Source organism: Bacillus sp. RSS_NA_20, assembly GCF_020165915.1.
In the GTDB taxonomy this organism is placed as follows: domain Bacteria; phylum Bacillota; class Bacilli; order Bacillales; family Bacillaceae; genus Bacillus; species Bacillus altitudinis.
Genome location: NZ_JAIUKW010000005.1, coordinates 2538957 through 2564818 on the forward strand (window position 1 = coordinate 2538957; position 25862 = coordinate 2564818).

General features: G+C 42.4%; 18 protein-coding genes, 3 tRNA genes, 3 rRNA genes, 1 other RNA gene, 1 pseudogene and 1 other annotated feature. Of the genes and pseudogenes, 20 read left to right on the top strand and 6 right to left on the bottom strand.

Going from position 1 to position 25862, the window contains the following annotated elements:
- Positions 1-25: 25 nt before the first annotated feature.
- From gyrA to rrf, 6 genes are all read left to right on the top strand, one after another.
- Positions 26-2530: a DNA gyrase subunit A gene (gyrA, locus tag LCD32_RS18660; protein ID WP_017359864.1), complete on the top strand. Its 2505-nt coding sequence runs from the start codon at positions 26-28 to the stop codon at positions 2528-2530.
- A gap of 364 nt (positions 2531-2894) precedes the next feature.
- Positions 2895-4443, top strand: a 16S ribosomal RNA gene (locus LCD32_RS18665).
- A 96-nt stretch (positions 4444-4539) separates the two neighbouring features.
- Positions 4540-4616: transfer RNA gene (locus LCD32_RS18670), tRNA-Ile, on the top strand.
- Positions 4617-4630: 14 nt separating this feature from the next.
- Positions 4631-4706 (top strand) — tRNA-Ala (locus LCD32_RS18675).
- Positions 4707-4804: 98 nt separating this feature from the next.
- Positions 4805-7735 (top strand): 23S ribosomal RNA (locus tag LCD32_RS18680).
- A gap of 61 nt (positions 7736-7796) precedes the next feature.
- Positions 7797-7912: ribosomal RNA gene (rrf, locus tag LCD32_RS18685) — 5S ribosomal RNA — on the top strand.
- The 16S, 23S and 5S rRNA genes sit together here with 2 tRNA genes alongside, the layout of an rRNA operon.
- An 11-nt stretch (positions 7913-7923) precedes the next feature.
- On the opposite strand, the gene LCD32_RS18690 is transcribed toward rrf, so the two are convergent.
- Positions 7924-8892, bottom strand: coding sequence for a YaaC family protein (locus LCD32_RS18690; protein WP_039170451.1), 969 nt, complete (start codon positions 8890-8892; stop codon positions 7924-7926).
- Positions 8893-9013: 121 nt separating this feature from the next.
- Here LCD32_RS18690 and guaB point away from each other — a divergent pair, with 121 nt between their 5' ends.
- Together guaB and LCD32_RS18700 are read left to right on the top strand one after the other, a co-directional pair.
- On the top strand, positions 9014-10480 hold the full coding sequence (gene guaB / locus LCD32_RS18695; RefSeq protein ID WP_008342039.1) for an IMP dehydrogenase: 1467 nt from the start codon (positions 9014-9016) through the stop codon (positions 10478-10480).
- A 160-nt stretch (positions 10481-10640) separates the two neighbouring features.
- Positions 10641-11966: a D-alanyl-D-alanine carboxypeptidase family protein gene (locus LCD32_RS18700; protein WP_008342036.1), complete on the top strand. Its 1326-nt coding sequence runs from the start codon at positions 10641-10643 to the stop codon at positions 11964-11966.
- A 42-nt stretch (positions 11967-12008) separates the two neighbouring features.
- Here LCD32_RS18700 and LCD32_RS18705 read toward each other — a convergent pair whose 3' ends face one another.
- Complete coding sequence (locus LCD32_RS18705; protein ID WP_008342034.1) at positions 12009-13487, bottom strand: PLP-dependent aminotransferase family protein; 1479 nt, start codon at positions 13485-13487, stop codon at positions 12009-12011.
- Between the two features lie 246 nt (positions 13488-13733).
- Between LCD32_RS18705 and pdxS the strand changes: the two genes are divergently transcribed.
- From pdxS to LCD32_RS18730, 5 genes and pseudogenes are all read left to right on the top strand, one after another.
- A complete protein-coding gene (gene pdxS / locus LCD32_RS18710) occupies positions 13734-14618 on the top strand; it encodes a pyridoxal 5'-phosphate synthase lyase subunit PdxS (RefSeq protein WP_008342033.1) in 885 nt (294 codons plus the stop codon).
- Between the two features lie 20 nt (positions 14619-14638).
- A complete protein-coding gene (gene pdxT, locus LCD32_RS18715) occupies positions 14639-15229 on the top strand; it encodes a pyridoxal 5'-phosphate synthase glutaminase subunit PdxT (RefSeq protein ID WP_224564506.1) in 591 nt (196 codons plus the stop codon).
- Between the two features lie 53 nt (positions 15230-15282).
- Positions 15283-15498, top strand: a binding site (T-box leader).
- 48 nt (positions 15499-15546) lie between these two features.
- Entirely contained in the window at positions 15547-16821 is a 1275-nt protein-coding gene (gene serS, locus LCD32_RS18720) for a serine--tRNA ligase (RefSeq protein ID WP_008342028.1), read from the top strand.
- 596 nt (positions 16822-17417) lie between these two features.
- Positions 17418-17750, top strand: a pseudogene (locus tag LCD32_RS19420) (methyl-accepting chemotaxis protein); the annotation flags it as partial.
- Between the two features lie 132 nt (positions 17751-17882).
- Positions 17883-17975, top strand: a tRNA-Ser gene (locus LCD32_RS18730).
- A gap of 84 nt (positions 17976-18059) precedes the next feature.
- Here LCD32_RS18730 and LCD32_RS18735 read toward each other — a convergent pair.
- The 4 genes from LCD32_RS18735 to LCD32_RS18750 form a co-directional block, all read right to left on the bottom strand.
- Positions 18060-18719: a deoxynucleoside kinase gene (locus LCD32_RS18735; protein WP_024719578.1), complete on the bottom strand. Its 660-nt coding sequence runs from the start codon at positions 18717-18719 to the stop codon at positions 18060-18062.
- Positions 18716-19339 (bottom strand): deoxynucleoside kinase, encoded by a 624-nt coding sequence (locus LCD32_RS18740; protein ID WP_017366700.1) that lies wholly within the window; start codon positions 19337-19339, stop codon positions 18716-18718. Before LCD32_RS18740 ends, LCD32_RS18735 begins: the two co-directional genes overlap by 4 nt.
- A 79-nt stretch (positions 19340-19418) precedes the next feature.
- Entirely contained in the window at positions 19419-20666 is a 1248-nt protein-coding gene (locus LCD32_RS18745) for a glycoside hydrolase family 18 protein (RefSeq protein WP_235629394.1), read from the bottom strand.
- A gap of 99 nt (positions 20667-20765) precedes the next feature.
- The gene (locus LCD32_RS18750) at positions 20766-21320 is read right to left on the bottom strand and encodes an isochorismatase family cysteine hydrolase (RefSeq protein ID WP_080987767.1); all 555 of its coding nucleotides are present in this window, start codon (positions 21318-21320) and stop codon (positions 20766-20768) included.
- Positions 21321-21399: 79 nt separating this feature from the next.
- On the opposite strand from LCD32_RS18750, the gene tadA reads away from it, so the two are divergent.
- From tadA to LCD32_RS18785, 7 genes are all read left to right on the top strand, one after another.
- Positions 21400-21876 carry a tRNA adenosine(34) deaminase TadA gene (gene tadA, locus LCD32_RS18755; protein WP_008342015.1) on the top strand — a complete coding sequence of 159 codons (477 nt, stop codon included), beginning with the start codon at positions 21400-21402 and terminating at the stop codon, positions 21874-21876.
- A gap of 76 nt (positions 21877-21952) precedes the next feature.
- An RNA gene (ffs, locus tag LCD32_RS18760) (signal recognition particle sRNA large type) lies at positions 21953-22217 on the top strand.
- A gap of 331 nt (positions 22218-22548) precedes the next feature.
- A complete protein-coding gene (gene dnaX / locus LCD32_RS18765) occupies positions 22549-24261 on the top strand; it encodes a DNA polymerase III subunit gamma/tau (RefSeq protein ID WP_017359011.1) in 1713 nt (570 codons plus the stop codon).
- A 25-nt stretch (positions 24262-24286) separates the two neighbouring features.
- Positions 24287-24610 (top strand): YbaB/EbfC family nucleoid-associated protein, encoded by a 324-nt coding sequence (locus LCD32_RS18770; RefSeq protein WP_025206594.1) that lies wholly within the window; start codon positions 24287-24289, stop codon positions 24608-24610.
- A 15-nt stretch (positions 24611-24625) separates the two neighbouring features.
- On the top strand, positions 24626-25222 hold the full coding sequence (gene recR / locus LCD32_RS18775) for a recombination protein RecR (protein WP_003218094.1): 597 nt from the start codon (positions 24626-24628) through the stop codon (positions 25220-25222).
- An 18-nt stretch (positions 25223-25240) separates the two neighbouring features.
- Positions 25241-25465, top strand: a complete 225-nt coding sequence (locus tag LCD32_RS18780; RefSeq protein WP_008342008.1) for a YaaL family protein — start codon at positions 25241-25243, stop codon at positions 25463-25465.
- A 66-nt stretch (positions 25466-25531) separates the two neighbouring features.
- Positions 25532-25795 (top strand): pro-sigmaK processing inhibitor BofA family protein, encoded by a 264-nt coding sequence (locus tag LCD32_RS18785; protein ID WP_008342006.1) that lies wholly within the window; start codon positions 25532-25534, stop codon positions 25793-25795.
- The last annotated feature ends 67 nt before the right edge of the window (positions 25796-25862 follow it).

Here is a 25862-nt window from a genome sequence, read left to right on the forward strand (position 1 = left end):
TGATACGTAAAGGGAGGTTCTTATAGTGAGTGAACAACATACACCAAATGTACGCGAAGTGAATATTAGCCATGAAATGCGTACGTCCTTTTTAGATTATGCAATGAGTGTTATTGTTTCGCGTGCATTACCAGATGTGCGAGACGGATTGAAGCCCGTGCATCGAAGAATTTTGTATGCGATGAATGACCTAGGTATGACAAGTGATAAACCATTTAAGAAATCTGCACGTATCGTTGGGGAAGTTATCGGTAAGTACCACCCTCACGGTGATAGCGCTGTATATGAAGCGATGGTTCGGATGGCGCAAGATTTCAACTATCGTAATATGCTGGTTGAAGGGCACGGGAACTTTGGTTCTGTCGATGGAGACGGTGCAGCAGCCATGCGTTATACCGAGGCACGTCTTTCTAAAATTTCGATGGAGATCCTGCGTGATATCACAAAGGACACCATTGATTATCAAGATAACTACGATGGCAGTGAAAGAGAGCCAGTCGTTATGCCTGCTAGGTTCCCGAACTTATTAGTGAACGGGGCAACTGGAATCGCTGTAGGGATGGCAACGAATATCCCGCCTCACCAACTAGGTGAAGTGATTGATGGGGTATTGGCAATTAGTCAAAATCCTGAAATGACGACACAGGAACTAATGGACATCATTCCAGGTCCAGACTTCCCAACTGCTGGACAAATCATTGGCCGAAGCGGTATTCGTAAAGCGTATGAAACAGGACGCGGCTCTATTACATTACGTGCAAAGTCAAATATCGAAGAAACATCTAGTGGTAAGCAGCGCATTATCATTAACGAGATTCCTTACCAGGTTAATAAAGCTCGTTTGATCGAAAAAATCGCTGATCTTGTCCGTGATAAAAAGATTGATGGCATTACAGATCTTCGTGATGAATCTGACCGTAATGGAATGAGAATTGTCATTGAACTACGAAGAGACGCAAACGTCCATGTTCTATTAAACAATCTTTATAAACAAACGACACTTCAAACGTCCTTCGGTATTAACTTGCTTGCACTTGTTGATGGACAGCCGAAAGTGTTGTCTCTCAAACAATGTCTTGAATATTACCTTGAGCATCAGAAAGTGATCATTCGTCGAAGAACGGCGTATGAATTGCGTAAAGCGGAAGCAAGAGCTCATATTTTAGAAGGCTTAAGAATTGCGCTTGATCACTTAGATGAGGTCATTGCCTTAATTAGAGGCTCTCAAACTGCTGAAATTGCAAGAAATGGTTTGATGGAAAACTATAGCTTGTCTGAAAAACAAGCACAGGCCATTCTCGATATGCGACTCCAGCGTTTGACTGGTTTAGAAAGAGAGAAAATAGAAGATGAATACAAAGGGCTTGTTGAATTGATTGCTGAATTGAAAGCCATTCTAGCAGACAATGAGAAAGTTCTAGAAATCATTAGAGAAGAATTAACAGAAATCAAAGAACGCTTCAATGATACGCGCCGCACAGAAATTGTGACAGCGGGTATAGAAACAATCGAAGACGAAGATTTGATTCCTGTTGAAAATATTGTGATCACACTGACTCATAATGGTTATATTAAGCGCCTGCCTGCATCAACATACCGCAGTCAAAAAAGAGGCGGTAAAGGTGTACAAGGAATGGGAACCAACGAAGATGATTTCGTTGAACAGCTGATCTCAACATCTACGCACGATACGATTCTCTTCTTCTCTAATAAAGGGAAGGTCTATCGAGCGAAGGGCTATGAGATCCCTGAATTCGGACGAACAGCGAAAGGGATTCCGATTATTAACCTTCTTGAAGTAGAAAAGGGAGAGTGGATAAACGCCATTATTCCAGTCAGCGAATTTGATGAAGATTCGTATCTCTTCTTTACAACAAGACACGGTGTATCAAAACGAACGTCATTGTCTCAATTTGCAAACATCCGTAACAACGGTTTGATTGCACTCAGCCTGCGTGATGAAGATGAATTGATGGCTGTTCGTTTAACCAATGGTGAAAAACAAATCATCATCGGAACGAAAAAAGGAATGCTCATTCGTTTCGACGAGACAGATGTTCGTGAAATGGGACGTACAGCAGCTGGAGTTAAAGGGATCACACTTTCTGAGGATGACATCGTCGTTGGAATGGAAATCCTTGAGCCAGATGCAAATGTATTGATCGTAACTGAAAAAGGTTATGGTAAATTAACGCCTGAAAAAGAATATCGTGTCCAAAGCCGTGGTGGTAAAGGTCTGAAAACGTGCAAGATCACTGACAACAACGGTCCGCTTGTTGCAGTGAAGGCGACTAACGCTGAAGCTGAAGAAGACTTGATGATTATCACAGGCAGTGGTGTCATCATCCGTATGGCTGTTTCAGATATCTCCACAACAGGCCGAGTCACTCAAGGTGTCCGCCTGATCCGTCTAGGTGATGATGAACATGTCGCTACAGTGGCATTAGTAGAACAATCACCAGAAGACGATGAAGAGAATAGTGAAGAAAACGTAGAAAATGTAGAGTCAGATCAAGAGCAATCTGAGTAAAAATAAAGCCGGTTTTTCACCGGCTCTATTTTTTTTTGAAAAAACATGATTTTTTTTGAAGTTTATAATGCTTTTTTCATAGATATGTGTTAATCTTTCAAAGGAGCAAAAAGAGGCTCTATTTTTTATCTCTTTCATAACAAAAACTTCTTAAAAAAATAAAATGTTTTTCAAGAAAAATGTTGACTATTGATAGAGATATATGATATATTTAAGTGGTCGCTTTGAGAGAGTGACAAACAAGTTCTTTGAAAACTAAACAAGACAAAACGTACCTGTTAATTCGAGTTTTTATAAAAAAATCCTATGATACATCATAGGTAGTCAGTCAAACTGGCGAAAAGCAAAACTTCGGTTTTGTACTTTTTCGGAGAGTTTGATCCTGGCTCAGGACGAACGCTGGCGGCGTGCCTAATACATGCAAGTCGAGCGGACAGAAGGGAGCTTGCTCCCGGATGTTAGCGGCGGACGGGTGAGTAACACGTGGGTAACCTGCCTGTAAGACTGGGATAACTCCGGGAAACCGGAGCTAATACCGGATAGTTCCTTGAACCGCATGGTTCAAGGATGAAAGACGGTTTCGGCTGTCACTTACAGATGGACCCGCGGCGCATTAGCTAGTTGGTGAGGTAACGGCTCACCAAGGCGACGATGCGTAGCCGACCTGAGAGGGTGATCGGCCACACTGGGACTGAGACACGGCCCAGACTCCTACGGGAGGCAGCAGTAGGGAATCTTCCGCAATGGACGAAAGTCTGACGGAGCAACGCCGCGTGAGTGATGAAGGTTTTCGGATCGTAAAGCTCTGTTGTTAGGGAAGAACAAGTGCAAGAGTAACTGCTTGCACCTTGACGGTACCTAACCAGAAAGCCACGGCTAACTACGTGCCAGCAGCCGCGGTAATACGTAGGTGGCAAGCGTTGTCCGGAATTATTGGGCGTAAAGGGCTCGCAGGCGGTTTCTTAAGTCTGATGTGAAAGCCCCCGGCTCAACCGGGGAGGGTCATTGGAAACTGGGAAACTTGAGTGCAGAAGAGGAGAGTGGAATTCCACGTGTAGCGGTGAAATGCGTAGAGATGTGGAGGAACACCAGTGGCGAAGGCGACTCTCTGGTCTGTAACTGACGCTGAGGAGCGAAAGCGTGGGGAGCGAACAGGATTAGATACCCTGGTAGTCCACGCCGTAAACGATGAGTGCTAAGTGTTAGGGGGTTTCCGCCCCTTAGTGCTGCAGCTAACGCATTAAGCACTCCGCCTGGGGAGTACGGTCGCAAGACTGAAACTCAAAGGAATTGACGGGGGCCCGCACAAGCGGTGGAGCATGTGGTTTAATTCGAAGCAACGCGAAGAACCTTACCAGGTCTTGACATCCTCTGACAACCCTAGAGATAGGGCTTTCCCTTCGGGGACAGAGTGACAGGTGGTGCATGGTTGTCGTCAGCTCGTGTCGTGAGATGTTGGGTTAAGTCCCGCAACGAGCGCAACCCTTGATCTTAGTTGCCAGCATTCAGTTGGGCACTCTAAGGTGACTGCCGGTGACAAACCGGAGGAAGGTGGGGATGACGTCAAATCATCATGCCCCTTATGACCTGGGCTACACACGTGCTACAATGGACAGAACAAAGGGCTGCGAGACCGCAAGGTTTAGCCAATCCCACAAATCTGTTCTCAGTTCGGATCGCAGTCTGCAACTCGACTGCGTGAAGCTGGAATCGCTAGTAATCGCGGATCAGCATGCCGCGGTGAATACGTTCCCGGGCCTTGTACACACCGCCCGTCACACCACGAGAGTTTGCAACACCCGAAGTCGGTGAGGTAACCTTTATGGAGCCAGCCGCCGAAGGTGGGGCAGATGATTGGGGTGAAGTCGTAACAAGGTAGCCGTATCGGAAGGTGCGGCTGGATCACCTCCTTTCTAAGGATATATGGAGCAGCGTGCGTTTTTCGTCTTGTTTAGTTTTGAAGGAACTTGCAAAAGATCCTACAACATCATATCTTCGATATGAAAGATGGGCCTGTAGCTCAGCTGGTTAGAGCGCACGCCTGATAAGCGTGAGGTCGGTGGTTCGAGTCCACTCAGGCCCACCATCTTCTATTAAATCGGGGCCTTAGCTCAGCTGGGAGAGCGCCTGCCTTGCACGCAGGAGGTCAGCGGTTCGATCCCGCTAGGCTCCACCAACGTGTTCTTTGAAAACTAGATAACAATAAGTAATACATTCACATTGAATGCAATGCAAAGTTCATCACACATAGTGATTCTTTCTAAAGTAAGAAATGGTTAAGTTAGAAAGGGCGCACGGTGGATGCCTTGGCACTAGGAGCCGATGAAGGACGGGACGAACACCGATATGCTTCGGGGAGCTGTAAGCAAGCTTTGATCCGGAGATTTCCGAATGGGGAAACCCACTGCTCGTAATGGAGTAGTATCCATACTTGAATACATAGAGTATGAGAAGGCATACCCGGGGAACTGAAACATCTAAGTACCCGGAGGAAGAGAAAGCAAATGCGATTCCCTGAGTAGCGGCGAGCGAAACGGGAACAGCCCAAACCAAGAGGCTTGCCTCTTGGGGTTGTAGGACACTCTATACGGAGTTACAAAGGAACGATATAAGCGAAGAGGTCTGGAAAGGCCCGCCAAAGAAGGTAACAGCCCTGTAACTGAAATGTTGTTCTCTCCAGAGTGGATCCTGAGTACGGCGGAACACGTGAAATTCCGTCGGAATCCGGGAGGACCATCTCCCAAGGCTAAATACTCCCTAGTGACCGATAGTGAACCAGTACCGTGAGGGAAAGGTGAAAAGCACCCCGGAAGGGGAGTGAAATAGATCCTGAAACCGTGTGCCTACAAGTAGTCAGAGCCCGTTAACGGGTGATGGCGTGCCTTTTGTAGAATGAACCGGCGAGTTACGATCCCGTGCAAGGTTAAGCAGAAGATGCGGAGCCGCAGCGAAAGCGAGTCTGAATAGGGCGCATGAGTACGTGGTCGTAGACCCGAAACCAGGTGATCTACCCATGTCCAGGGTGAAGTTCAGGTAACACTGAATGGAGGCCCGAACCCACGCACGTTGAAAAGTGCGGGGATGAGGTGTGGGTAGGGGTGAAATGCCAATCGAACCTGGAGATAGCTGGTTCTCTCCGAAATAGCTTTAGGGCTAGCCTCAAGGTAAGAGTCTCGGAGGTAGAGCACTGATTGGACTAGGGGCCCCTACCGGGTTACCGAATTCAGTCAAACTCCGAATGCCGATGACTTATCCTTGGGAGTCAGACTGCGAGTGATAAGATCCGTAGTCGAAAGGGAAACAGCCCAGACCGCCAGCTAAGGTCCCAAAGTATACGTTAAGTGGAAAAGGATGTGGAGTTGCTTAGACAACCAGGATGTTGGCTTAGAAGCAGCCACCATTTAAAGAGTGCGTAATAGCTCACTGGTCGAGTGACTCTGCGCCGAAAATGTACCGGGGCTAAACGTATCACCGAAGCTGCGGACTGTTCTTACGAACAGTGGTAGGAGAGCGTTCTAAGTGCAGTGAAGTCAGACCGGAAGGACTGGTGGAGCGCTTAGAAGTGAGAATGCCGGTATGAGTAGCGAAAGACGGGTGAGAATCCCGTCCACCGAATGCCTAAGGTTTCCTGAGGAAGGCTCGTCCGCTCAGGGTTAGTCGGGACCTAAGCCGAGGCCGAAAGGCGTAGGCGATGGACAACAGGTTGATATTCCTGTACCACCTCCTCACCATTTGAGCAATGGGGGGACGCAGGAGGATAGGGTAAGCGCGGTATTGGATATCCGCGTCCAAGCAGTTAGGCTGGGAAATAGGCAAATCCGTTTCCCGTGAAGGCTGAGCTGTGATGGCGAGCGAAATTTAGTAGCGAAGTTCCTGATTCCACACTGCCAAGAAAAGCCTCTAGCGAGGTGAGAGGTGCCCGTACCGCAAACCGACACAGGTAGGCGAGGAGAGAATCCTAAGGTGATCGAGAGAACTCTCGTTAAGGAACTCGGCAAAATGACCCCGTAACTTCGGGAGAAGGGGTGCTTCTTAGGGTGTTAAAGCCCCGAGAAGCCGCAGTGAATAGGCCCAGGCGACTGTTTAGCAAAAACACAGGTCTCTGCGAAGCCGTAAGGCGAAGTATAGGGGCTGACGCCTGCCCGGTGCTGGAAGGTTAAGAGGAGCGCTTAGCGTAAGCGAAGGTGCGAATTGAAGCCCCAGTAAACGGCGGCCGTAACTATAACGGTCCTAAGGTAGCGAAATTCCTTGTCGGGTAAGTTCCGACCCGCACGAAAGGCGCAACGATCTGGGCACTGTCTCAACGAGAGACTCGGTGAAATTATAGTACCTGTGAAGATGCAGGTTACCCGCGACAGGACGGAAAGACCCCGTGGAGCTTTACTGCAGCCTGATATTGAATGTTGGTACAGCTTGTACAGGATAGGTAGGAGCCTTGGAAACCGGAGCGCTAGCTTCGGTGGAGGCATCGGTGGGATACTACCCTGGCTGTATTGACCTTCTAACCCGCTGCCCTTATCGGGCAGGGAGACAGTGTCAGGTGGGCAGTTTGACTGGGGCGGTCGCCTCCTAAAATGTAACGGAGGCGCCCAAAGGTTCCCTCAGAATGGTTGGAAATCATTCGCAGAGTGTAAAGGCACAAGGGAGCTTGACTGCGAGACCTACAAGTCGAGCAGGGACGAAAGTCGGGCTTAGTGATCCGGTGGTTCCGCATGGAAGGGCCATCGCTCAACGGATAAAAGCTACCCCGGGGATAACAGGCTTATCTCCCCCAAGAGTCCACATCGACGGGGAGGTTTGGCACCTCGATGTCGGCTCATCGCATCCTGGGGCTGTAGTCGGTCCCAAGGGTTGGGCTGTTCGCCCATTAAAGCGGTACGCGAGCTGGGTTCAGAACGTCGTGAGACAGTTCGGTCCCTATCCGTCGCGGGCGCAGGAAATTTGAGAGGAGCTGTCCTTAGTACGAGAGGACCGGGATGGACGCACCGCTGGTGTACCAGTTGTTCTGCCAAGGGCATCGCTGGGTAGCTATGTGCGGACGGGATAAGTGCTGAAAGCATCTAAGCATGAAGCCCCCCTCAAGATGAGATTTCCCATTCCGCAAGGAAGTAAGATCCCTGAAAGATGATCAGGTTGATAGGTCTGAGGTGGAAGCGTGGTGACACGTGGAGCTGACAGATACTAATAGATCGAGGACTTAACCTATATTCTAATGTGAAAAATGAACATTGTTATCTAGTTTTGAGAGAACATTCTCTCCATCAGGTTTGGTGGCGATAGCGAAGAGGTCACACCCGTTCCCATACCGAACACGGAAGTTAAGCTCTTCAGCGCCGATGGTAGTTGGGGGTTTCCCCCTGTGAGAGTAGGACGCCGCCAAGCCTTTCAAAGGATCAGTTCCAGTCGGAACTGGTCTTTTTTGTGTTTTCTTCTAGCAGCATCATGATATAAGCCGGAAACTTGTCCTCTGCAATCTCCATATAACGTTCAATCATGACATAATCATCACTAATGTATTGAGATAAAAGCTCGTACCACCATTCTGTTTCGTAGCGGGCAATCATACTGAGATTATACATTAACAAGTAATGGCTGATGATCTCAGGAATCCCTAAAAAGGCATCTCGCGTTGATGGAATGAACCATTGATTCATTTCTAAATCATAATGAAGATGAGTAGCAAGAGCAGGGTTTTCTTCTGAAAATACATCAAATGTTAGTTTTTTAGCTTCTCGTTGCTTAAGCTTCCAAGTTGTATGGAACTCAAAATATTCAATAAAACGTTCGGCAGACATGTTATAGAGCAAGGGAATATGATCTTGAATCAACATGCCATTTGCTTGTTCTATTTTCACTAAAGTCGCGGGTTGTTTTTGAAACTCCAGAATATGACCCATTTCAGGTATTTTTGAAAGGAGATTGATCATCGTAAATCGTTCATCTTCAAGACCATTTAAATGAAATAAGTGCTTTAATACATGCATACATAATCCGTTTCGCTGAATCTTGACTTCATCCTCACTAAAACGATAATGTTGCTTCTTTCTTTTTCTTGAGGTGACACCATGAGCTAAGACAGAGGTTTGAGAAGGATAGTCGGGATCCACTGTCAGCAAACATGCCTTTAACAGCTGTGCCATTCCATAAAACAATAAAATCGGTTTTAGTTCAAGCGGAGCTGATGCGGCTTGGTCATAAAATGTATGACCGTGCTTTAAAAAGTAAATAAATCGTTCACAGTTTTTATAGGCTTGCTGGTTTGCCTCCTGAATGTTCCGTTTCTCGTACTGTTGAAATAGAAACTTTTGGGAAGTTTCAAGTGAGTAAAAACGTTTTAAATCCTTCCATCCTGAACTTTTCATCTTCTTCCTCAACTCTCTTTATATTTTCTAAAAATTGCAACTGTTTGTTGCTTCCTTGACATGCTGTTTCCTAGTTGATAATCTACATATAATATTTTGCCGAAAAGAGGGGGATTTACTAATGTGGGAAAGTAAATTTTCAAAAGAAGGTTTGACGTTTGACGATGTGTTGCTTGTTCCAGCAAAGTCTGAGGTGCTTCCGCGTGATGTCAATTTATCAGTTGAGTTAACAAGCACTTTAAAGCTGAACATTCCAATTATTAGTGCAGGAATGGATACTGTGACGGAATCACAAATGGCGATTGCAATGGCACGTCAAGGTGGTCTTGGAATCATCCATAAGAACATGTCTATTGAGCAGCAAGCTGAACAAGTGGACAAAGTAAAACGTTCAGAGCGTGGTGTTATTACAAATCCATTTTTCTTAACACCGGATCATCAAGTATTCGATGCAGAACATTTAATGGGTAAATATCGTATTTCTGGTGTACCGATTGTTAATAACGAACAAGATCAAAAGCTTGTTGGGATTATTACGAACCGTGACCTTCGTTTTATTTCGGATTATTCAATGAAGATTAGCGACGTGATGACAAAAGAGGAACTTGTGACAGCTTCTGTTGGAACAACATTAGAAGAAGCTGAAAAAATCCTTCAGCAATATAAAATTGAAAAATTACCTCTTTTAGATGACGAAGGAACATTAAAAGGTCTCATCACCATCAAAGATATTGAAAAAGTGATTGAATTCCCTAACTCCTCTAAAGATGCACATGGCCGTTTAATTGTTGGTGCCGCTGTAGGTGTCACTGGCGATACAATGACTCGTGTGAAAAAATTAGTAGAAGCCAATGTTGATGTGATCGTCATTGATACAGCACACGGTCATTCTCAAGGTGTTCTAGACACTGTATCGAAAATCCGTGAAACGTATCCTTCTCTTAACATCATTGCTGGTAACGTTGCAACAGCTGAAGCAACAAAAGCATTGTTTGAAGCTGGAGCAGATATTGTAAAAGTGGGTATTGGACCAGGATCGATTTGTACAACACGTGTTGTTGCAGGGGTCGGTGTACCACAAATCACAGCGATTTATGACTGTGCAACAGAAGCAAGAAAACATGGTAAATCTATTATTGCAGATGGTGGAATTAAATATTCAGGTGATATCGTGAAAGCATTAGCTTCTGGTGGACATGCTGTTATGCTGGGAAGCCTTCTTGCTGGTACATCTGAAAGCCCAGGAGAAACAGAAATTTTCCAAGGTAGACGTTTCAAAGTATATCGTGGTATGGGTTCTGTTGCTGCAATGGAAAAAGGAAGTAAAGATCGTTACTTCCAAGAAGATAATAAAAAATTCGTTCCAGAAGGTATCGAAGGACGTACACCGTATAAAGGACCAGTTGTTGACACTGTTTACCAACTTGTTGGCGGTATTCGCTCTGGTATGGGCTACTGTGGAACACAGGACTTACGTACTCTTAGAGAAGAAGCACAATTCATTCGCATGACAGGTGCAGGTCTTCGTGAGAGCCATCCACATGATGTACAAATTACAAAAGAATCACCAAACTACACAATTTCTTGATAAATTGTGACAATCAAATTACATTTGACAGGGTCTATGACTCTGTCTATTTTTTTTGTCTTTATTGTGATAAAATTTATACTGTTGTGTCGAAATAAGCCCTTGTGGATTAAATATATATGAAAAACGTCGAAAAAAGATGAATACGGAGGTATGACGATTGAACAGCAAGATGTTGAAACAGCTTATGGTCTCTATCCTTGCATTGGCATTGATTGTTACTGCATTTACCCCAATGTCCAAAGCAAAAGCGGCTGAAGATCCATTCAATGTGAATGCGAAAGCAGCCATCCTTATTGAAGCTTCTACAGGTAAAATTCTTTATAGTAAAAACGCAGAACAAAGACTGCCTATTGCAAGTATGGCAAAGATGATGACAGAGTATCTATTACTAGAGGCAATTGCTGAAGGCAAAGTGAAATGGGATCAAACATATACGCCAGATGATTACGTGTACGAAATTTCTCAGGACCGCAGTTTATCCAATGTTCCATTGAGGAAAGATGGTTCGTATACTGTCAAAGAACTTTATCAAGCAACGGCTATTTATTCAGCAAATGCAGCAGCAATTGGTCTAGCAGAGGTAATCGCTGGATCAGAATCAAAGTTTGTTGAAAAAATGAATGCAAAAGCAAAAGAACTTGGTTTAACCAATTACAAATTCGTGAATGCAACTGGATTAGAAAATAAAGACTTACATGGCAAACAGCCAAAAGGTACGGGACCTGATGAAGAAAGCGAAGTTTCCGCAAAGGATATGGCTTTGCTTGCACAGCATCTCATCAAAGATCATCCAGAAATTCTTGAAACAGCAAGCATCGCGAAAACAAAGTTCAGAGAAGGCACAGATGACGAAATGGACATGCCAAACTGGAACTTTATGCTTAAAGGACTTGTGAAAGAATATGAAGGCGTAGACGGTCTGAAAACGGGCTCTACTGATTCAGCTGGTTCTAGCTTCACAGGTACAGCAAAACGTGGTGACATGCGTGTGATCGCAGTTGTCCTGAATGCTAAAGGAAATCTTCATACAGCTCGATTTGATGTGGCGAAAAAATTGTTCGATTATGCCTTTAAAAACTTCACGATGAAAGAAATGTACAAAAAAGGCCAACAAATCAAGGGACATGAAAACATCGAAGTCGATAAAGGGAAAGATAAAGAAGTACCCGTCGTGACGAAAGAAGCTTTCTCTGTACCGGTTAAAAATGGTGACGAGAAGAGCTATAAAGCGAAAGTAAATATTGATAAAAAGAACCTAGAAGCTCCTATTAAAAAAGGAACGAAGGTTGGCATGCTGACGACTTCTTATTCTGGTGATGAGAAGGACTACGGCTATTTGAGTAAAGACCAATCAGGTGTTGAGCTTGTGACGAAAACAGGTGATGAAAAAGCAAACTGGTTCATCCTTGCAATGCGTGGTGTAGGTGGATTCTTCGCTGGCATTTGGGGCGGAATCGTCGACACAGTAAAAGGTTGGTTCTAATAAAAAAACTGCTCTCTATATGTGAGAGCAGTTTTTTTATCGTTAAAAGAAAAGAGATTGTTTGTGGTTTTGAGGTGTAGACAAGGCCTGCTGAAAAATACCACATAACTTTTCCATACCTTCCGTCAGTGCCTTTTCATTCACATAAGAAAAGCTAAGGCGTATATAATTCTGCTTCGGCTCCCCAGGATAGCAGACAGAGCCAGGCAGGAAGGTGATTTGCTGCTTCCGTGCCTCATGTAATAGGGCACGTGTATCGACCCAGGAAGGAAAGCTAAGCCACAAATTGAGCCCGCCCTGTGGGATTTGCCACGTGACGTCCTTTGGCGCATGCTTTGTCAACACATCCATCATCAAATCGCGTCTCACCTTCAAGGCAGTTCTTAATTTTTTCGTATGATCGATCATTTTCTTGGAAGTGAGAAACGGTAAGATCGCCTTTTGGGTGAGAAGCGGGCTCCCTAAATCATTATTGGCTTTTGCAGCTAATAAACGGTTAAATATAGAGCCTGACGCTGTAATAATTCCAATTCTGCATCCTGGAGCCAGTGTCTTGCTTAATCCTCGTAAATAAATGACGTGTCCATCGTGATCTAGGCTTTTAATGGGTGCCGGCGGCTTCTTTTCAAAATAAAGCTCACGATAAGGATCATCCTCTACAATGAGACAATCAATGCTTTGTGCCAGTAAAAGCAGCTGTTTTCTTCGTTTCATCGACATACTAGCACCTGTAGGACTGTGAAAAGTAGGAATGGTATAGATGAGCTTTGGTTTATATTTATCACAAATGCTTTGAAGCTGTTTCATGTTCATTCCTTCATGATCGACAGGAACCGTAATAATTCGTGCCCCCCTCCCCATAAAGACATCAATTGCGCCTGGATAAGTGGGCGCCTCCATGACAACTACATCATCCGGCCCGATAAATGTACGTGCTACTAAATCAAGCCCTTGCTGAGAACCGCTAGTGACAAGGATATTTTCAGGAGTAGAAGGAACATCTAATTTTTCTAGAAATGATTGAATGACCTGACGAAGCTGAAGGTCACCTTGTATTTCACCGTATTTTGACATGATTTGAGGATGCCGGGCTAGGACATGCTGCATTTCTTTTTCTAAATACCGGTTAGGTAAAAGACCAGGATCAATCATAGAGGAAGAAAGATTAATGGCTTCTTCGACATAGTGATACTGAGCGAATTGAGACCTTGGTAAATAATCAGGGATCGATAACTGCCAATCGAAAGAAGTAGATGACTGAACCGGGATGTCGGTTTGCTCATGCTGCTCATTCACAAACGTACCTTTCCCTTGTACAGTCGTTAAAAATCCGTCGTCCTTAAGCCGTGTATAGGCTTTTGCCGCTGTGACAAGACTTACATTTAGCTGTTTCGCTAGATCACGTACAGTCGGCAGCTTATCGCCTTGCTGAAGCAGACCTGATTGAATGTGATCAACGATGGAAAAATAAATCTGATTTGAAAGAGATGTATCTGAATGTCGATGGATATCAATATGCATGAAAATCCTCCAATGGGTGTGGAATTGTTATAGATGGTTTCGAATTGTTATAGATGCATTATAACATGTTAATAACACTTAAAAGAGGGAATGATGCCTTTTTAACTATGAAACCTTGATATATAAGGGTTTCTTCTTTTTTATGAGCTAATTGAATTGTTATACTATTCTCTTTATTGTTATACTCTATCGCTTGTATGATAAAGGTGTTGAATCAATCGAATAGACAAATGGGAGGAAACAATTGTGAGCAATAAGGGAACTGAACGAGTAAAACGTGGAATGGCAGAAATGCAAAAAGGTGGCGTCATTATGGATGTCGTCAATGCTGAGCAGGCAAAAATCGCAGAAGAAGCAGGCGCAGTGGCAGTAATGGCACTAGAACGGGTACCAGCTGATATCCGTGCAGCAGGCGGTGTTGCCCGTATGGCAGATCCAAGAATCGTAGAAGAAGTACAAAATGCAGTAACGATTCCAGTCATGGCAAAAGCACGTATCGGCCACATCGTGGAAGCTCGTGTTCTTGAAGCACTTGGTGTTGATTATATTGATGAGAGTGAAGTGCTGACGCCCGCAGATGAGGAATTCCATTTAAATAAAAATGAATACACGGTTCCTTTCGTATGTGGCTGCCGTGATCTAGGTGAAGCGACTCGTCGTATTGCAGAAGGTGCATCTATGTTGCGTACAAAAGGTGAGCCTGGTACAGGAAATATTGTAGAAGCTGTTCGTCATATGAGAAAGGTCAATGCTCAAATTCGTAAAGTGGCGGCAATGAGTGAAGATGAATTGATGACAGAAGCCAAAAATTTAGGCGCACCTTATGAATTATTGCTTCAAATTAAAAAAGAAGGCAAATTACCGGTTGTAAACTTTGCTGCTGGAGGTGTTGCGACACCAGCAGATGCAGCATTAATGATGCAGCTTGGAGCAGATGGTGTATTTGTCGGCTCTGGTATCTTCAAATCAGACAATCCAGCTAAATTTGCAAAAGCGATTGTAGAAGCAACGACTCATTTCACAGATTACCGTCTAATTGCCGAGCTTTCTAAAGAGCTTGGAACAGCGATGAAAGGAATTGAAATTTCAAATCTATTGCCAGAAGAGCGTATGCAAGAGCGTGGCTGGTAATTAAGGGAGCGCAAACGAACATGCTAACAATTGGTGTACTAGGGCTTCAAGGAGCGGTGAGAGAGCATATTCAATCGATTGAAGCTTGTGGCGCAGCGGGAAAGATCATCAAGCGGGTAGAGGAGTTAGAAATTGTTGACGGTCTCATTATCCCTGGTGGTGAAAGTACGACGATGAGAAGACTCATGGATACGTACCAATTCATTGAACCGATTAAAGCGTTCGCTGCTCAAGGTAAACCGATATTTGGGACTTGTGCCGGTTTGATTATGCTGGCAAAGCATATAGAAGATCGAGAAGATGCTCATCTTGGACTGTTAAATGTATCTGTTGCACGTAATTCGTTTGGCAGACAGGTAGACAGCTTTGAAGCAGATGTAGAAGTGAAAGGACTGGATGCGCCGTTTACAGGAGTGTTCATCCGTGCGCCTCATATCATCAGCGCAGATGAGAGCGTAGAGGTCATGGCTGAGTATGACGACAGGATTGTGATGGCGAAAGAAAACAATATCTTAGGTTGTTCTTTTCATCCAGAGCTGACAGACGACCATCGGTTAACACAGCTGTTTGTTGAGATGGTGGAGTCCTATAAAACGAAGCTTGCTGTATAAAACGGTTGAAAAGAGATAAAACTTATAGTACATTAAAATCACAATCAAAGATCGAAAAAGCGTTGACGGGAAATAGTAAGAAGCCCCTCTTTCTCAGAGAGCCGATGGTTGGTGAGAATCGGTGAAAGATGCATTCTGAATCCATCCTTGAGCGAAATGCTGAAACACGAAGTAAGCATTTACGGTGATGCCGTTACAGAGGAAAGAGGAAAGCATGCTTTTGGCGTGTTTTCAATCAGGGTGGCAACGCGAGAGCTCTCGTCCCTTTCATGGGATGAGGGCTCTTTTTATTTTTCGATAAAAAAGGAGTGTTACACATGCTGGATATTAAACAACTGCGCACGGATTTTGATCAAATCAAAGAAAAATTAGCCCATCGAGGCGAAGATTTAGCGGATTTTGATAAGTTTGGTGAACTGGATCAAAAAAGAAGAGAATTAATCGGCAAAACAGAAGTATTAAAGAGCCGAAGAAATGAAGTATCACAGCAAGTGGCTGTTCTAAAAAGAGAAAAGAAAGACGCCGATCACATTATTCAAGAAATGCGTGAGGTAGGCGATGAGATTAAGAAGTTAGATGATGAATTAAGAACAGTAGAGGAAAGCCTGCAAACCATCCTATTCTCAATTCCAAACATCCCTCATGACTCTGTACCAGTCGGTGAAACAGAAGATGACAACATTGAAGTGAGAAAATGGGGCGAACAGCCAGCCTTCTCATTTGAACCAAAGCCGCATTGGGATGTAGCCGATGAGCTGAAAATTTTGGATTTTGAACGTGCAGGAAAAGTGACAGGAAGCCGTTTCGTTTTTTATAAAGGGCTAGGCGCACGGTTAGAGCGTGCACTTTATAACTTTATGCTGGATTTACACGTAGATGAATTTGGTTTTACTGAAGTACTACCACCTTATATGGTCAACAGAGCAAGTATGACAGGAACTGGACAGCTTCCAAAGTTTGAAGAGGATGCTTTTAAAATTCGAGAAGAAGATTATTTCCTCATTCCAACGGCTGAAGTGCCAATTACGAACATGCACCGTGACGAAATTCTTGAAGGAGAGCAGCTGCCAATCAACTATGCAGCATTTAGTGCTTGCTTTAGATCAGAAGCTGGTTCTGCTGGCAGAGATACGCGCGGACTCATCCGTCAGCACCAATTTAACAAAGTAGAGCTTGTGAAATTTGTCAGACCAGAAGATTCTTATGAAGAATTAGAAAAACTAACAAACCAAGCAGAAAAAGTTCTTCAATTATTGAACCTGCCATACCGTGTCATGAGCATGTGTACAGGAGATTTAGGCTTTACGGCTGCGAAGAAATACGATATCGAAGTATGGATTCCAAGCCAAAATACGTATCGTGAAATTTCTTCTTGCAGTAACTTTGAAGCGTTCCAAGCGAGACGAGCAAACATTCGTTTCCGCCCTGAGCCTAAAGCAAAGCCAGAACACGTCCACACATTAAATGGATCTGGTTTAGCAGTAGGAAGAACTGTTGCAGCCATTTTAGAAAACTATCAACAAGAAGATGGAACAGTGATCATTCCTGAGGTGTTACGTCCTTATATGGGAAATAAAGAAGTGATAAAATAAGATGCCGTCATGGCATCTTATTCTTTTTACCTAAACTTCTACAGCTTTTCTAAAATAAGCCGATAAAAGAACTAAAAGCATCTAGGAAAGAAGGAATAACCTTGAATAGGCTTGACTATTATGTTGAAATGGCTCAATTACTCAGAAAAGTTCTAGATGAAAGTGTTCTTTTCGGCATCACTGATACAGAAAAGGTACTTTGCTATTATCCATCGACCACAGTAGATTTTGGCATTAAAGTAGGGGACGCTTTAAACCCAGAGGACCAAAACGTGGCGACGACATTAAGAGGACAAGAATATGATGGGCATTTGCCAGAGTCTTTATATGGTTATGAAATTGCTGTAAAAGGTTATCCGATTTTTGATGAAGATAGAAAAGTGATTGGCTCTTTTTTAGTGGCTTTTTCACATCATCGTGAGAAGAAATTAAGCGGCTATATGGAACATATCAATAAAGTAGCGAAAGAGTTACAAGGTGGAATTGAGCAAATTGCTGCTCATTCTCAAGAACTGGCTGCGACAAGCTTAGAAATTAGTGAGCAGGCCGGAAGAGCAGAAGAGAAATCCGCAAACATTGAAGAAGTCGTCAAAACCATTGGCGGTATTGCGAGACAAACAAACCTGTTAGGACTCAATGCTGCAATTGAAGCGGCAAGAGCAGGTGAAAATGGAAAAGGCTTTGCTGTTGTTGCAGACGAGGTACGTAAGTTATCAGATGGATCAAAGGAAGCAGCTGAAACCATTAATGCATTTTTAAAAGAAATCCAAGACAGCATTGGCACTTTATCTGAAAATATCTCACAAATCAGCAGTTCAACAAACGAACAAGCTAAACAAGTGACAGACTTTACAAAGATAATTGAGTCATTAAATGATTTTAAAGAAGAGATGAATCTTTTTATAGAAGACATTAGACAGGATACGTAAGAGATGAAGAGCAGCCGATAATCGGCTGCTTTTTATAGGCTAAACATCATACCAAAATCAAATGTTGAAATTTTTTTCGAAAAGATGTTGACTTAAAATAAGATGATATGATATATTAATTCTTGTCGATACGGAGGAATACCCAAGTCCGGCTGAAGGGATCGGTCTTGAAAACCGACAGGGGTGTCAAAGCCCGCGGGGGTTCGAATCCCTCTTCCTCCGCCATATTGATTTTACCTTAGTTGAATTGAAACGCATAAAAATTGGAAATTGTCAAACCGCTGCATTCGAGAAATGCAGCGGTTTTTTTTATTTTGTGTTAGAGCGATTTTTTTGAATAACAGAAGCAATTTCATGAAGAATTGGATCAAGTGAGCTTTCATCATGAAGTAAGTCGTAATCTTCAATATTAATTTTAATCACAGGGCACAGATCAAATTGTTCAATCCATTCCGTATATCGAGTGTACATTTCTTCCCAATATGCTCGATCGGTTTGAGTTTCCATCTCTCTCCCGCGCTCTTCAATACGATGTAATATATGATCTAAATCCCCATGTAAGTAAATGAGGACATCTGGGTGAGGGAAGTAAGGTGTCATCACCATCGCCTCAAATAGACTTGTATACGTTTCATAGTCTACCTCTGACATGGTACCTTTGTCTGCGTGCATTTTAGCAAAAATACCAGTGTCCTCATAAATTGACCGATCTTGTACATAACCTCCACCAGACTCGAAGATTCGTTTCTGCTCCTTAAAACGTTCAGCTAGAAAATAGACCTGTAAATGAAAGCTCCATCTTTGGAAATCTGAATAAAAAGGCTCTAAGTATGGATTATCATCTACTTTTTCGAGAGAAGTTTGAAACCCTAGCTTGTCCGCTATTGTTTTCGTCATGGTCGATTTTCCGACACCAACTGTCCCTGCAATTGTAATGACAGCATCCTTTGGTATTTCAATATTTTTCATAGTACTTGCTCCTTTATGTTCTGTACAATTTGCTGGTAATCTTGCTGTGAGGAAACGAAGTCTGTATGATCGCCTTCAATTGTAATGATAGGAAGACCTGGGTCAGTTTGTTTTAAATGCTCGATGGCCAACTCATAATCTTCAATCAGGGTTTTTAAATAAGCTGGATCAATGTCTTCTTCAAAAGATCGGCCTCTCATCTTTATTCTATCAAGTAAGGTGGGAAGGCTGGCTTTTATATAGATCATGGCATTTGGTTTAGGAAGATCATCTGTCAGCAAGTGATAGATCTTTCTGTATTTATCCATGTGCTTTTTGGATAAGGTTCTTTCTGCAAATATCATATTTTTATAGACATGATAATCAGTGACAATCGGCTGCTGTTTTTTGACATAGTTCTCTTCAATAGATTCTAACTGTTTAAACCGATTGCATAGAAAAAACATCTCAAGCTGAAAGCTCCATTGTTCCATATCTTCATAAAATTTATCTAAGAATGGATTTTCTTCTACAATTTCTTTTACTAAAGGAAATTGAAATTCCTTTGAAAGCATTGTAGCCAAGGTTGTTTTTCCGGCTCCAATTGGGCCTTCCACTGCAATAAAAGGGGCAGGATACATAGGCGTTCTCCTCTAACTATAAAGTTGTCAAACCAATGTATATTGTACCATACCCCTTCTGAGAGATAGAGCGAATGAATTACGATGTCGTTCTTTTTTCAATATTAAATTGATCTGATAACAACAACCAGTTTTGTGGGAAGGATAGACCTAATTTCCAGTAAGCAATTCCATTTAGGTTTAACTCTTTAATGAGATTAAATTTGGCTTGAATGGATCTCGCATCTTCAAACCAAACCTCGTGTTCTTTGTTGTTAGCATCTGTATAACGGAAATAAGGTGCTTGTGCTGTTTCGTCATATAAAATGGATACATTATTCTCTCTAGCAATGGCAATCGCTTGTTGAGGGCTGACGGCTTTGGCGATAGGGCCTCCTTGAACATAAGGAAGCGTCCAATCATAACCATATAAATTCTGCCCCATCACAATTTTATTGGCAGGTATGACAGTCAGTGCATATTCAATGACTTGGCGGACAGGGCCGATCGGAGAGACGGCTTGTGCAGGCCCGCCGCTGTAGCCCCACTCATAAGTCATCAGTACAACATGATCAACAATCTTACCAATTGCTTCATAGTCATGCGCCTCATACCACTTTCCTTTCTGTTCACTGCTTGTTTTAGGAGCGAGTGCCACAGAAATAGTCCAACCCTGTTGATGAAAACGAGTTGTTGCCTCTCTTAAAAATTGAAGGTAAGCTTCTTTATCAACAGGGCGTAAATATTCAAAGTCAAAATGGATTTCTTTTAATTGATACTTTTGAGCAACGCGGACGATTTCATTTAATAATGTCGTTTTGACAGATTGATTTGTTAAAAGGATTCGCCCGAGTTCATCACTAAATTTATCATTCTCTAGATTTGTGACTACCATGGTTAAAACCGTTCTGCTTTGAGCGGCAATCTGAGGTAATTGATCTAAAGGTGGCTCGCGAAGTGTGCCGTCTCTTTGTGCTTGAAAACTAAAGGCACCGAGATGTGTTAAGTATGGAGATGCCTCTCTGGCTGCTTGCTTTAAATTTTCGCTGACTTGGTTTCCGCGAGGTTCTATATAAGCATTAGAATTAATATTTCTTTTCGGTCTTTGTGGAATATAAAGCAAAAAACGAATAGGCAATATGGCTTCAGGCCGAATCCGATTCACACGTGCCAATTCTTCTACCGAAATTTGAAATCTTCTTCCAATTTGATAAAGTGTATCATTTTGTTTGACCTCATAAAATTGACCTCTAATAGGGATGACAATTGTTTGTCCAACGACTAGTTGATTTGGTGTTTCGATGTCGTTGGTCCGAATGATTTCATTTGCCGTTGTTTTAAAACGCATGGCAATTTCATTTAATGTATCTCCTCTTTTGACAACATAAATTTGAATGGTCAACGCCCCCTTTGTTATTGCTAACAATTTATGAGGGTGATGGATAAATCATGTTTGATTTTCATCCGTGATCTCTTTAGTTGTTGTGATTTTGGCAAGAAGAACGTTCTCCATCATCGTTAAAGCGTACTCGTTGTCCCTATCATCATTTGAAGCAATACAATCTTTAGGTACAGTAAGGTTGTACTCTCGCATGTAAGCGTCATTTGCAGTGAACAGGACACAGATGTTTCCGGCAATTCCAGTTAAAATAAGATCTTGCACACCTAATTCATTTAGGAGTGTCTCTAGTGCTGTTCCGTAAAAGGCAGAGTGCTTAGGTTTAATTAAGAAGTAATCATCTTTAGATGGTGCCATTTGCTCTAAAATAGGGGCACTTCTTTCGTTTTTGCATGTTTCCATAACAGCTTTGATATCAGCCTTCCAGAGTCCATAGTGGTCGTTGATATAGATAATTGGCCAATTTTTCTTGAAAGCGTGTCGTTTAAGGGCTAAAATTTTATTGGTCATTTGCTCTGTTTTTTCAGCGAGCACATGTCCCATTTCGAAATCAAAATTATTGATCATGTCAATAATAAGTAGTGCCTTTTGTTGTTTTGGCAAATCAAGACCCCCTTTAAAAGATTGTGATAATATGTTAACCTCAATATCCTTTAAAAAAACATGAAAAGAGAGCCGTGCTATGACGAAAGATGAACAGTTTATGCAAGAAGCTATTTCTGAAGCTTTGAAAGCAAAACAAATAGGAGAAGTTCCAATCGGTGCCGTCATCGTTGTTGATGATCAAATTGTAAGCCGTGCTCACAATTTAAGGGAAAGTGAACAGCGATCAATTGCTCATGCGGAATTACTTGCTATTGATGAAGCTTGTAAAATGACTGGTAGCTGGCGTTTAGAAGATGCTGTACTTTATGTTACACTCGAACCGTGCCCAATGTGTGCAGGCGCTATTGTACTTTCAAGAGTGAAAAAGGTCGTTTTTGGTGCCTATGATCCTAAAGGTGGATGTGCTGGTACTTTAATGAATTTATTGGACGATGAGCGGTTCAATCATCAGTCTGAAGTCATTGGCGGTGTGCTTGAAAATGAGTGTGGTGAGCTGTTAAGTCAGTTCTTTCGAGACCTCCGTCAGCGTAAGAAGCAGGCGAAAAGTAAATGAATGGATGTCGTTTGCAATTTTATCACTTAGAAGGTATACTTATGTCTGCGTCACCAACAATTTAATATTCATTTTGCCGTGCTAAGCGGGGAGGTAGCGGTGCCCTGTACTCGCAATCCGCTCTAGCGAGGCCGAATCCCTTCTCAAGGTTCGTTTACTTCAAGGTCTGCCTTAAATAAGTGGTGTTGACGTCTGGGTCCTGCGCAATGGGAATTCATGAACCATGTCAGGTCCGGAAGGAAGCAGCATTAAGTGAAACCTCTCATGTGCCGCAGGGTTGCCTGGGCCGAGCTAACTGTTTAAGTAACGCTTGGGGTAGCGAATCGACAGAAGGTGCACGGTAAATCAATATTAAATGTAACTCATCTAGTTTATCTAGGTGAGTTTTTTGTTGCTATTGAAAGAATATATCAGTTGTTTTGTTTATACAAATAGCAAAAAAGCCATTTTCGGGGTGAGGTATTTTTGAAGTAATTTATAAGTGGAACAAATGTTCTTATTGATCTGGCAGACATTTTCAGAAAGCAGGAAAACACGTTTTTTAATCAAGAAAAGTAAAAAGTCTTTAAAGGAAATGCTCTTTTTCGTTTATTAGAAAATAAAGGTGTACTTTTGAATTGATCGTTGCATCATGTATAATGAACATGATGATAAATGGAGGAGGGCGTATTTGTGAGTTATCAAGCTTTATACCGAGTGTTCAGACCTCAAGTTTTTGAGGATGTTGTTGGACAAGAACACATCACAAAAACGTTGCAAAATGCCCTTTTGCAGAAAAAGTTTTCTCATGCTTACTTATTTTCAGGTCCTAGAGGAACAGGTAAAACAAGTGCTGCCAAGATTTTTGCGAAAGCAGTGAACTGTGAAAAGTCACCTGTTAGTGAGCCGTGTAATGAGTGTGATGCCTGTAGAGGGATTACGACCGGTTCGATTTCAGACGTGATTGAAATAGATGCTGCCTCAAATAACGGGGTAGATGAAATTCGGGATATACGTGATAAAGTGAAATTTGCTCCTTCAGCGGTTACATATAAGGTTTATATTATAGATGAGGTACATATGCTCTCTATCGGGGCATTTAATGCACTTCTTAAAACGCTAGAGGAACCACCTGCTCATTGTATCTTTATTTTGGCTACCACAGAGCCTCATAAGATTCCTCTTACCATCATATCAAGATGTCAGAGATTTGATTTTAAACGGATCACGACAAAAGATATTGTTGGACGAATGGAGAAAATTGTAGATGCAGAAAGCCTAAATATACAAGAGGGTTCACTCGAGATTATTGCTAGTGCGGCAGATGGAGGCATGCGTGACGCACTTAGTCTCCTTGACCAAGCGATCTCATTTAGTGGTGAACAGCTAACAATTGATGATGCACTGCTCATTACAGGTGCTGTATCTCAGCATTTCATTAGTCAGCTTGCTGAAGCCATTTTTGAGCAAAATATTGCGATAGCGCTGGATACGTTAAATGAATTGCTTCAACAGGGGAAAGATGCTGCGAAATTAATAGAGGATATGATCTTCTACTTTAGAGATATGCTTCTATTCAAAACAGCACCGGATCTTGAAGGTGTCCTTGAAAAAGTCAAAGTCGACGATAAGTTTGTGGCTCTTTCAGAACGTGTGGCACCTCAGTTTCTTTATGAAACGATTGAAGTGCTGAATAAAAGCCATCAGGAAATGAAATGGACAAACCATCCTAGAATTTTCTTTGAAGTAGCTGTGGTTAAGCTCTGTCAGTCAACGGCTGGTGCTGTATCATCTCCGGCTGATTCCGACCTAACAGCGTTAACGAATAAAATAGACAGGCTGGAACAGGAGCTATCTAGGCTAAAAGCTGAGGGTGTTCCAATGACTCAGTCTCAGAGTCCTCAAGCAAAAACGGAAGCACCTCGACCTCAAACGAGTAATAAAAATGGCTATCGTGCACCTGTCGGTCGAATTCATGAGATTTTAAAAGAAGCGAAGCGACCGGAACTAGAAAAAATAAAAGGCAAATGGGGAGAGCTTCTTGCCCAATTAAAACAGCAAAATAAGGTATCTCACGCTGCGCTATTAACAGATAGTGAACCAGTTGCGGCGGCAACTCATGCCTTTGTTTTAAAATTCAAATTTGAAATACATTGTAAGATGGTGGCCGAAGATAAAAGTGGTGTTCGAACCAATCTTGAGCAACTGCTAGAATCTATGCTAGGAAAAAGAGTGGAATTAGTTGGCGTTCCTGACGCTCAATGGGGTAAAATAAGAGAAGAATTTTTAAGAGATCATCAGCCTGAAGAACAAGCAGATGGTCAGGCAGCTTCTGCTGAAGAAGATCCATTAATTGCAGAAGCAAAGAAGTTAGTAGGAACCGATTTAATTGAAATTAAAGATTAACAATTTGAAAGAGAGTGGTGTTCATATGCGCGGTGGAATGGGAAATATGCAAAAAATGATGAAACAAATGCAAAAAATGCAGAAGGATATGGCTAAGGCTCAAGAAGAGCTTGCAGAAAAAGTCCTTGAAGGTACTGCGGGTGGCGGTATGGTCACTGTAAAAGTAAATGGACAAAAAGAAGTCATTGATGTGGCGATTAATGAAGAAGTTGTTGATCCTGAAGACATCGATATGCTTCAAGACCTTGTACTTGCAGCAACAAATGATGCATTGAAAAAAGTTGATGAACTAACGAATGAAACAATGGGTCAATTCACAAAAGGAATGAACATGCCAGGTTTATTCTAGGAGGAATAACTGAAGATGCAATATCCTGAACCAATATCAAAGCTGATTGATAGCTTTATGAAATTGCCAGGAATCGGACCTAAAACTGCGGTCCGTCTGGCTTTTTTTGTTCTTAGTATGCAGGAAGACGTCGTGCTGGATTTTGCGAAGGCACTTGTTAATGCAAAGCGTAATTTAACTTATTGTTCTGTTTGCGGACATATCACCGACCAGGATCCTTGCTATATTTGTGAAGATACAAGAAGAGATCAATCTGTGATCTGTGTCGTGCAGGATCCAAAAGATGTGATCGCAATGGAAAAAATGAAAGAATACAACGGCTTATATCATGTGCTTCATGGTGCTATTTCACCAATGGACGGAATTGGACCAGAGGATATTAAAATTCCTGACCTATTAAAAAGATTGCAAGACGATCAAGTCACAGAGGTCATTCTTGCAACCAACCCAAACATTGAGGGTGAAGCGACAGCTATGTATATCTCTAGATTGTTGAAACCATCAGGAATTAAACTCTCTCGCATTGCTCACGGACTCCCAGTAGGTGGAGACTTAGAGTATGCGGATGAAGTCACACTTTCTAAGGCTCTAGAAGGCAGACGTGAGATGTAGGAAGGAGAAGTACGGTACATGGGTTTTCTTCGCAGAAAATCAATTCGAAAAGAATTCGATGAGATATTAATTCAACAGCTTTTTAAGCAAAAGGAAGAATGGAACAGACAAAAAAAGCTTGTCGCAAATAGCGTTGAGCCTTCACCGGACATTCTATTCGAATTAAAGCTTGCTCAAGCGAAGTACTTTTTCTATCTGAGAGAAGCGAAAAAGAGAAATTTACGTTTAAACAACTGGAGATAGCAGGTCTATTTTACATAATCCTCTCATATGCTTGTACTATTCATATGAAGAGGAGATGAGAGGATTATGGAACCTGTTATTGTGATTGGTTCAATTTTGTTAGCTGTTTTATTGTTGTTTATGTCAGGTGTTCAAGCGAATCCATTCAAATGGTTAGGGCTTATTGGAGTTAAGTTTGTCGCAGGTGCTCTTTTTTTATTTTGTCTCAATTTATTCGGTGAGAGTTTAGGGCTTCATGTTTCCATTAACCCTGTAACGAGTGGAATTAGTGGTTTGTTGGGCATTCCAGGTGTAGCAGCTTTAGTCGTAATTGAAAAGTTTATTATTTAATGCAAAATATTGTTGACTTTGATTATATATGGTGGTAAATTAATATACGTCGCTGATGACGAAGAAA

Bases quoted from the DNA above. Each gene is read 5' to 3' on its own strand.
- LCD32_RS18690 (WP_039170451.1), bottom strand. From the start codon at position 8,892: ATGAAAAGTTCAGGATGGAAGGATTTAAAACGTTTTTACTCACTTGAA.
- guaB (WP_008342039.1), top strand. From the start codon at position 9,014: ATGTGGGAAAGTAAATTTTCAAAAGAAGGTTTGACGTTTGACGATGTG.
- LCD32_RS18705 (WP_008342034.1), bottom strand. From the start codon at position 13,487: ATGCATATTGATATCCATCGACATTCAGATACATCTCTTTCAAATCAG.
- pdxT (WP_224564506.1), top strand. From the start codon at position 14,639: ATGCTAACAATTGGTGTACTAGGGCTTCAAGGAGCGGTGAGAGAGCAT.
- serS (WP_008342028.1), top strand. From the start codon at position 15,547: ATGCTGGATATTAAACAACTGCGCACGGATTTTGATCAAATCAAAGAA.
- LCD32_RS18735 (WP_024719578.1), bottom strand. From the start codon at position 18,719: ATGAAAAATATTGAAATACCAAAGGATGCTGTCATTACAATTGCAGGG.
- LCD32_RS18740 (WP_017366700.1), bottom strand. From the start codon at position 19,339: ATGTATCCTGCCCCTTTTATTGCAGTGGAAGGCCCAATTGGAGCCGGA.
- LCD32_RS18745 (WP_235629394.1), bottom strand. From the start codon at position 20,666: ATGCGTTTTAAAACAACGGCAAATGAAATCATTCGGACCAACGACATC.
- tadA (WP_008342015.1), top strand. From the start codon at position 21,400: ATGACGAAAGATGAACAGTTTATGCAAGAAGCTATTTCTGAAGCTTTG.
- LCD32_RS18770 (WP_025206594.1), top strand. From the start codon at position 24,287: ATGCGCGGTGGAATGGGAAATATGCAAAAAATGATGAAACAAATGCAA.
- recR (WP_003218094.1), top strand. From the start codon at position 24,626: ATGCAATATCCTGAACCAATATCAAAGCTGATTGATAGCTTTATGAAA.
- LCD32_RS18780 (WP_008342008.1), top strand. From the start codon at position 25,241: ATGGGTTTTCTTCGCAGAAAATCAATTCGAAAAGAATTCGATGAGATA.
- LCD32_RS18785 (WP_008342006.1), top strand. From the start codon at position 25,532: ATGGAACCTGTTATTGTGATTGGTTCAATTTTGTTAGCTGTTTTATTG.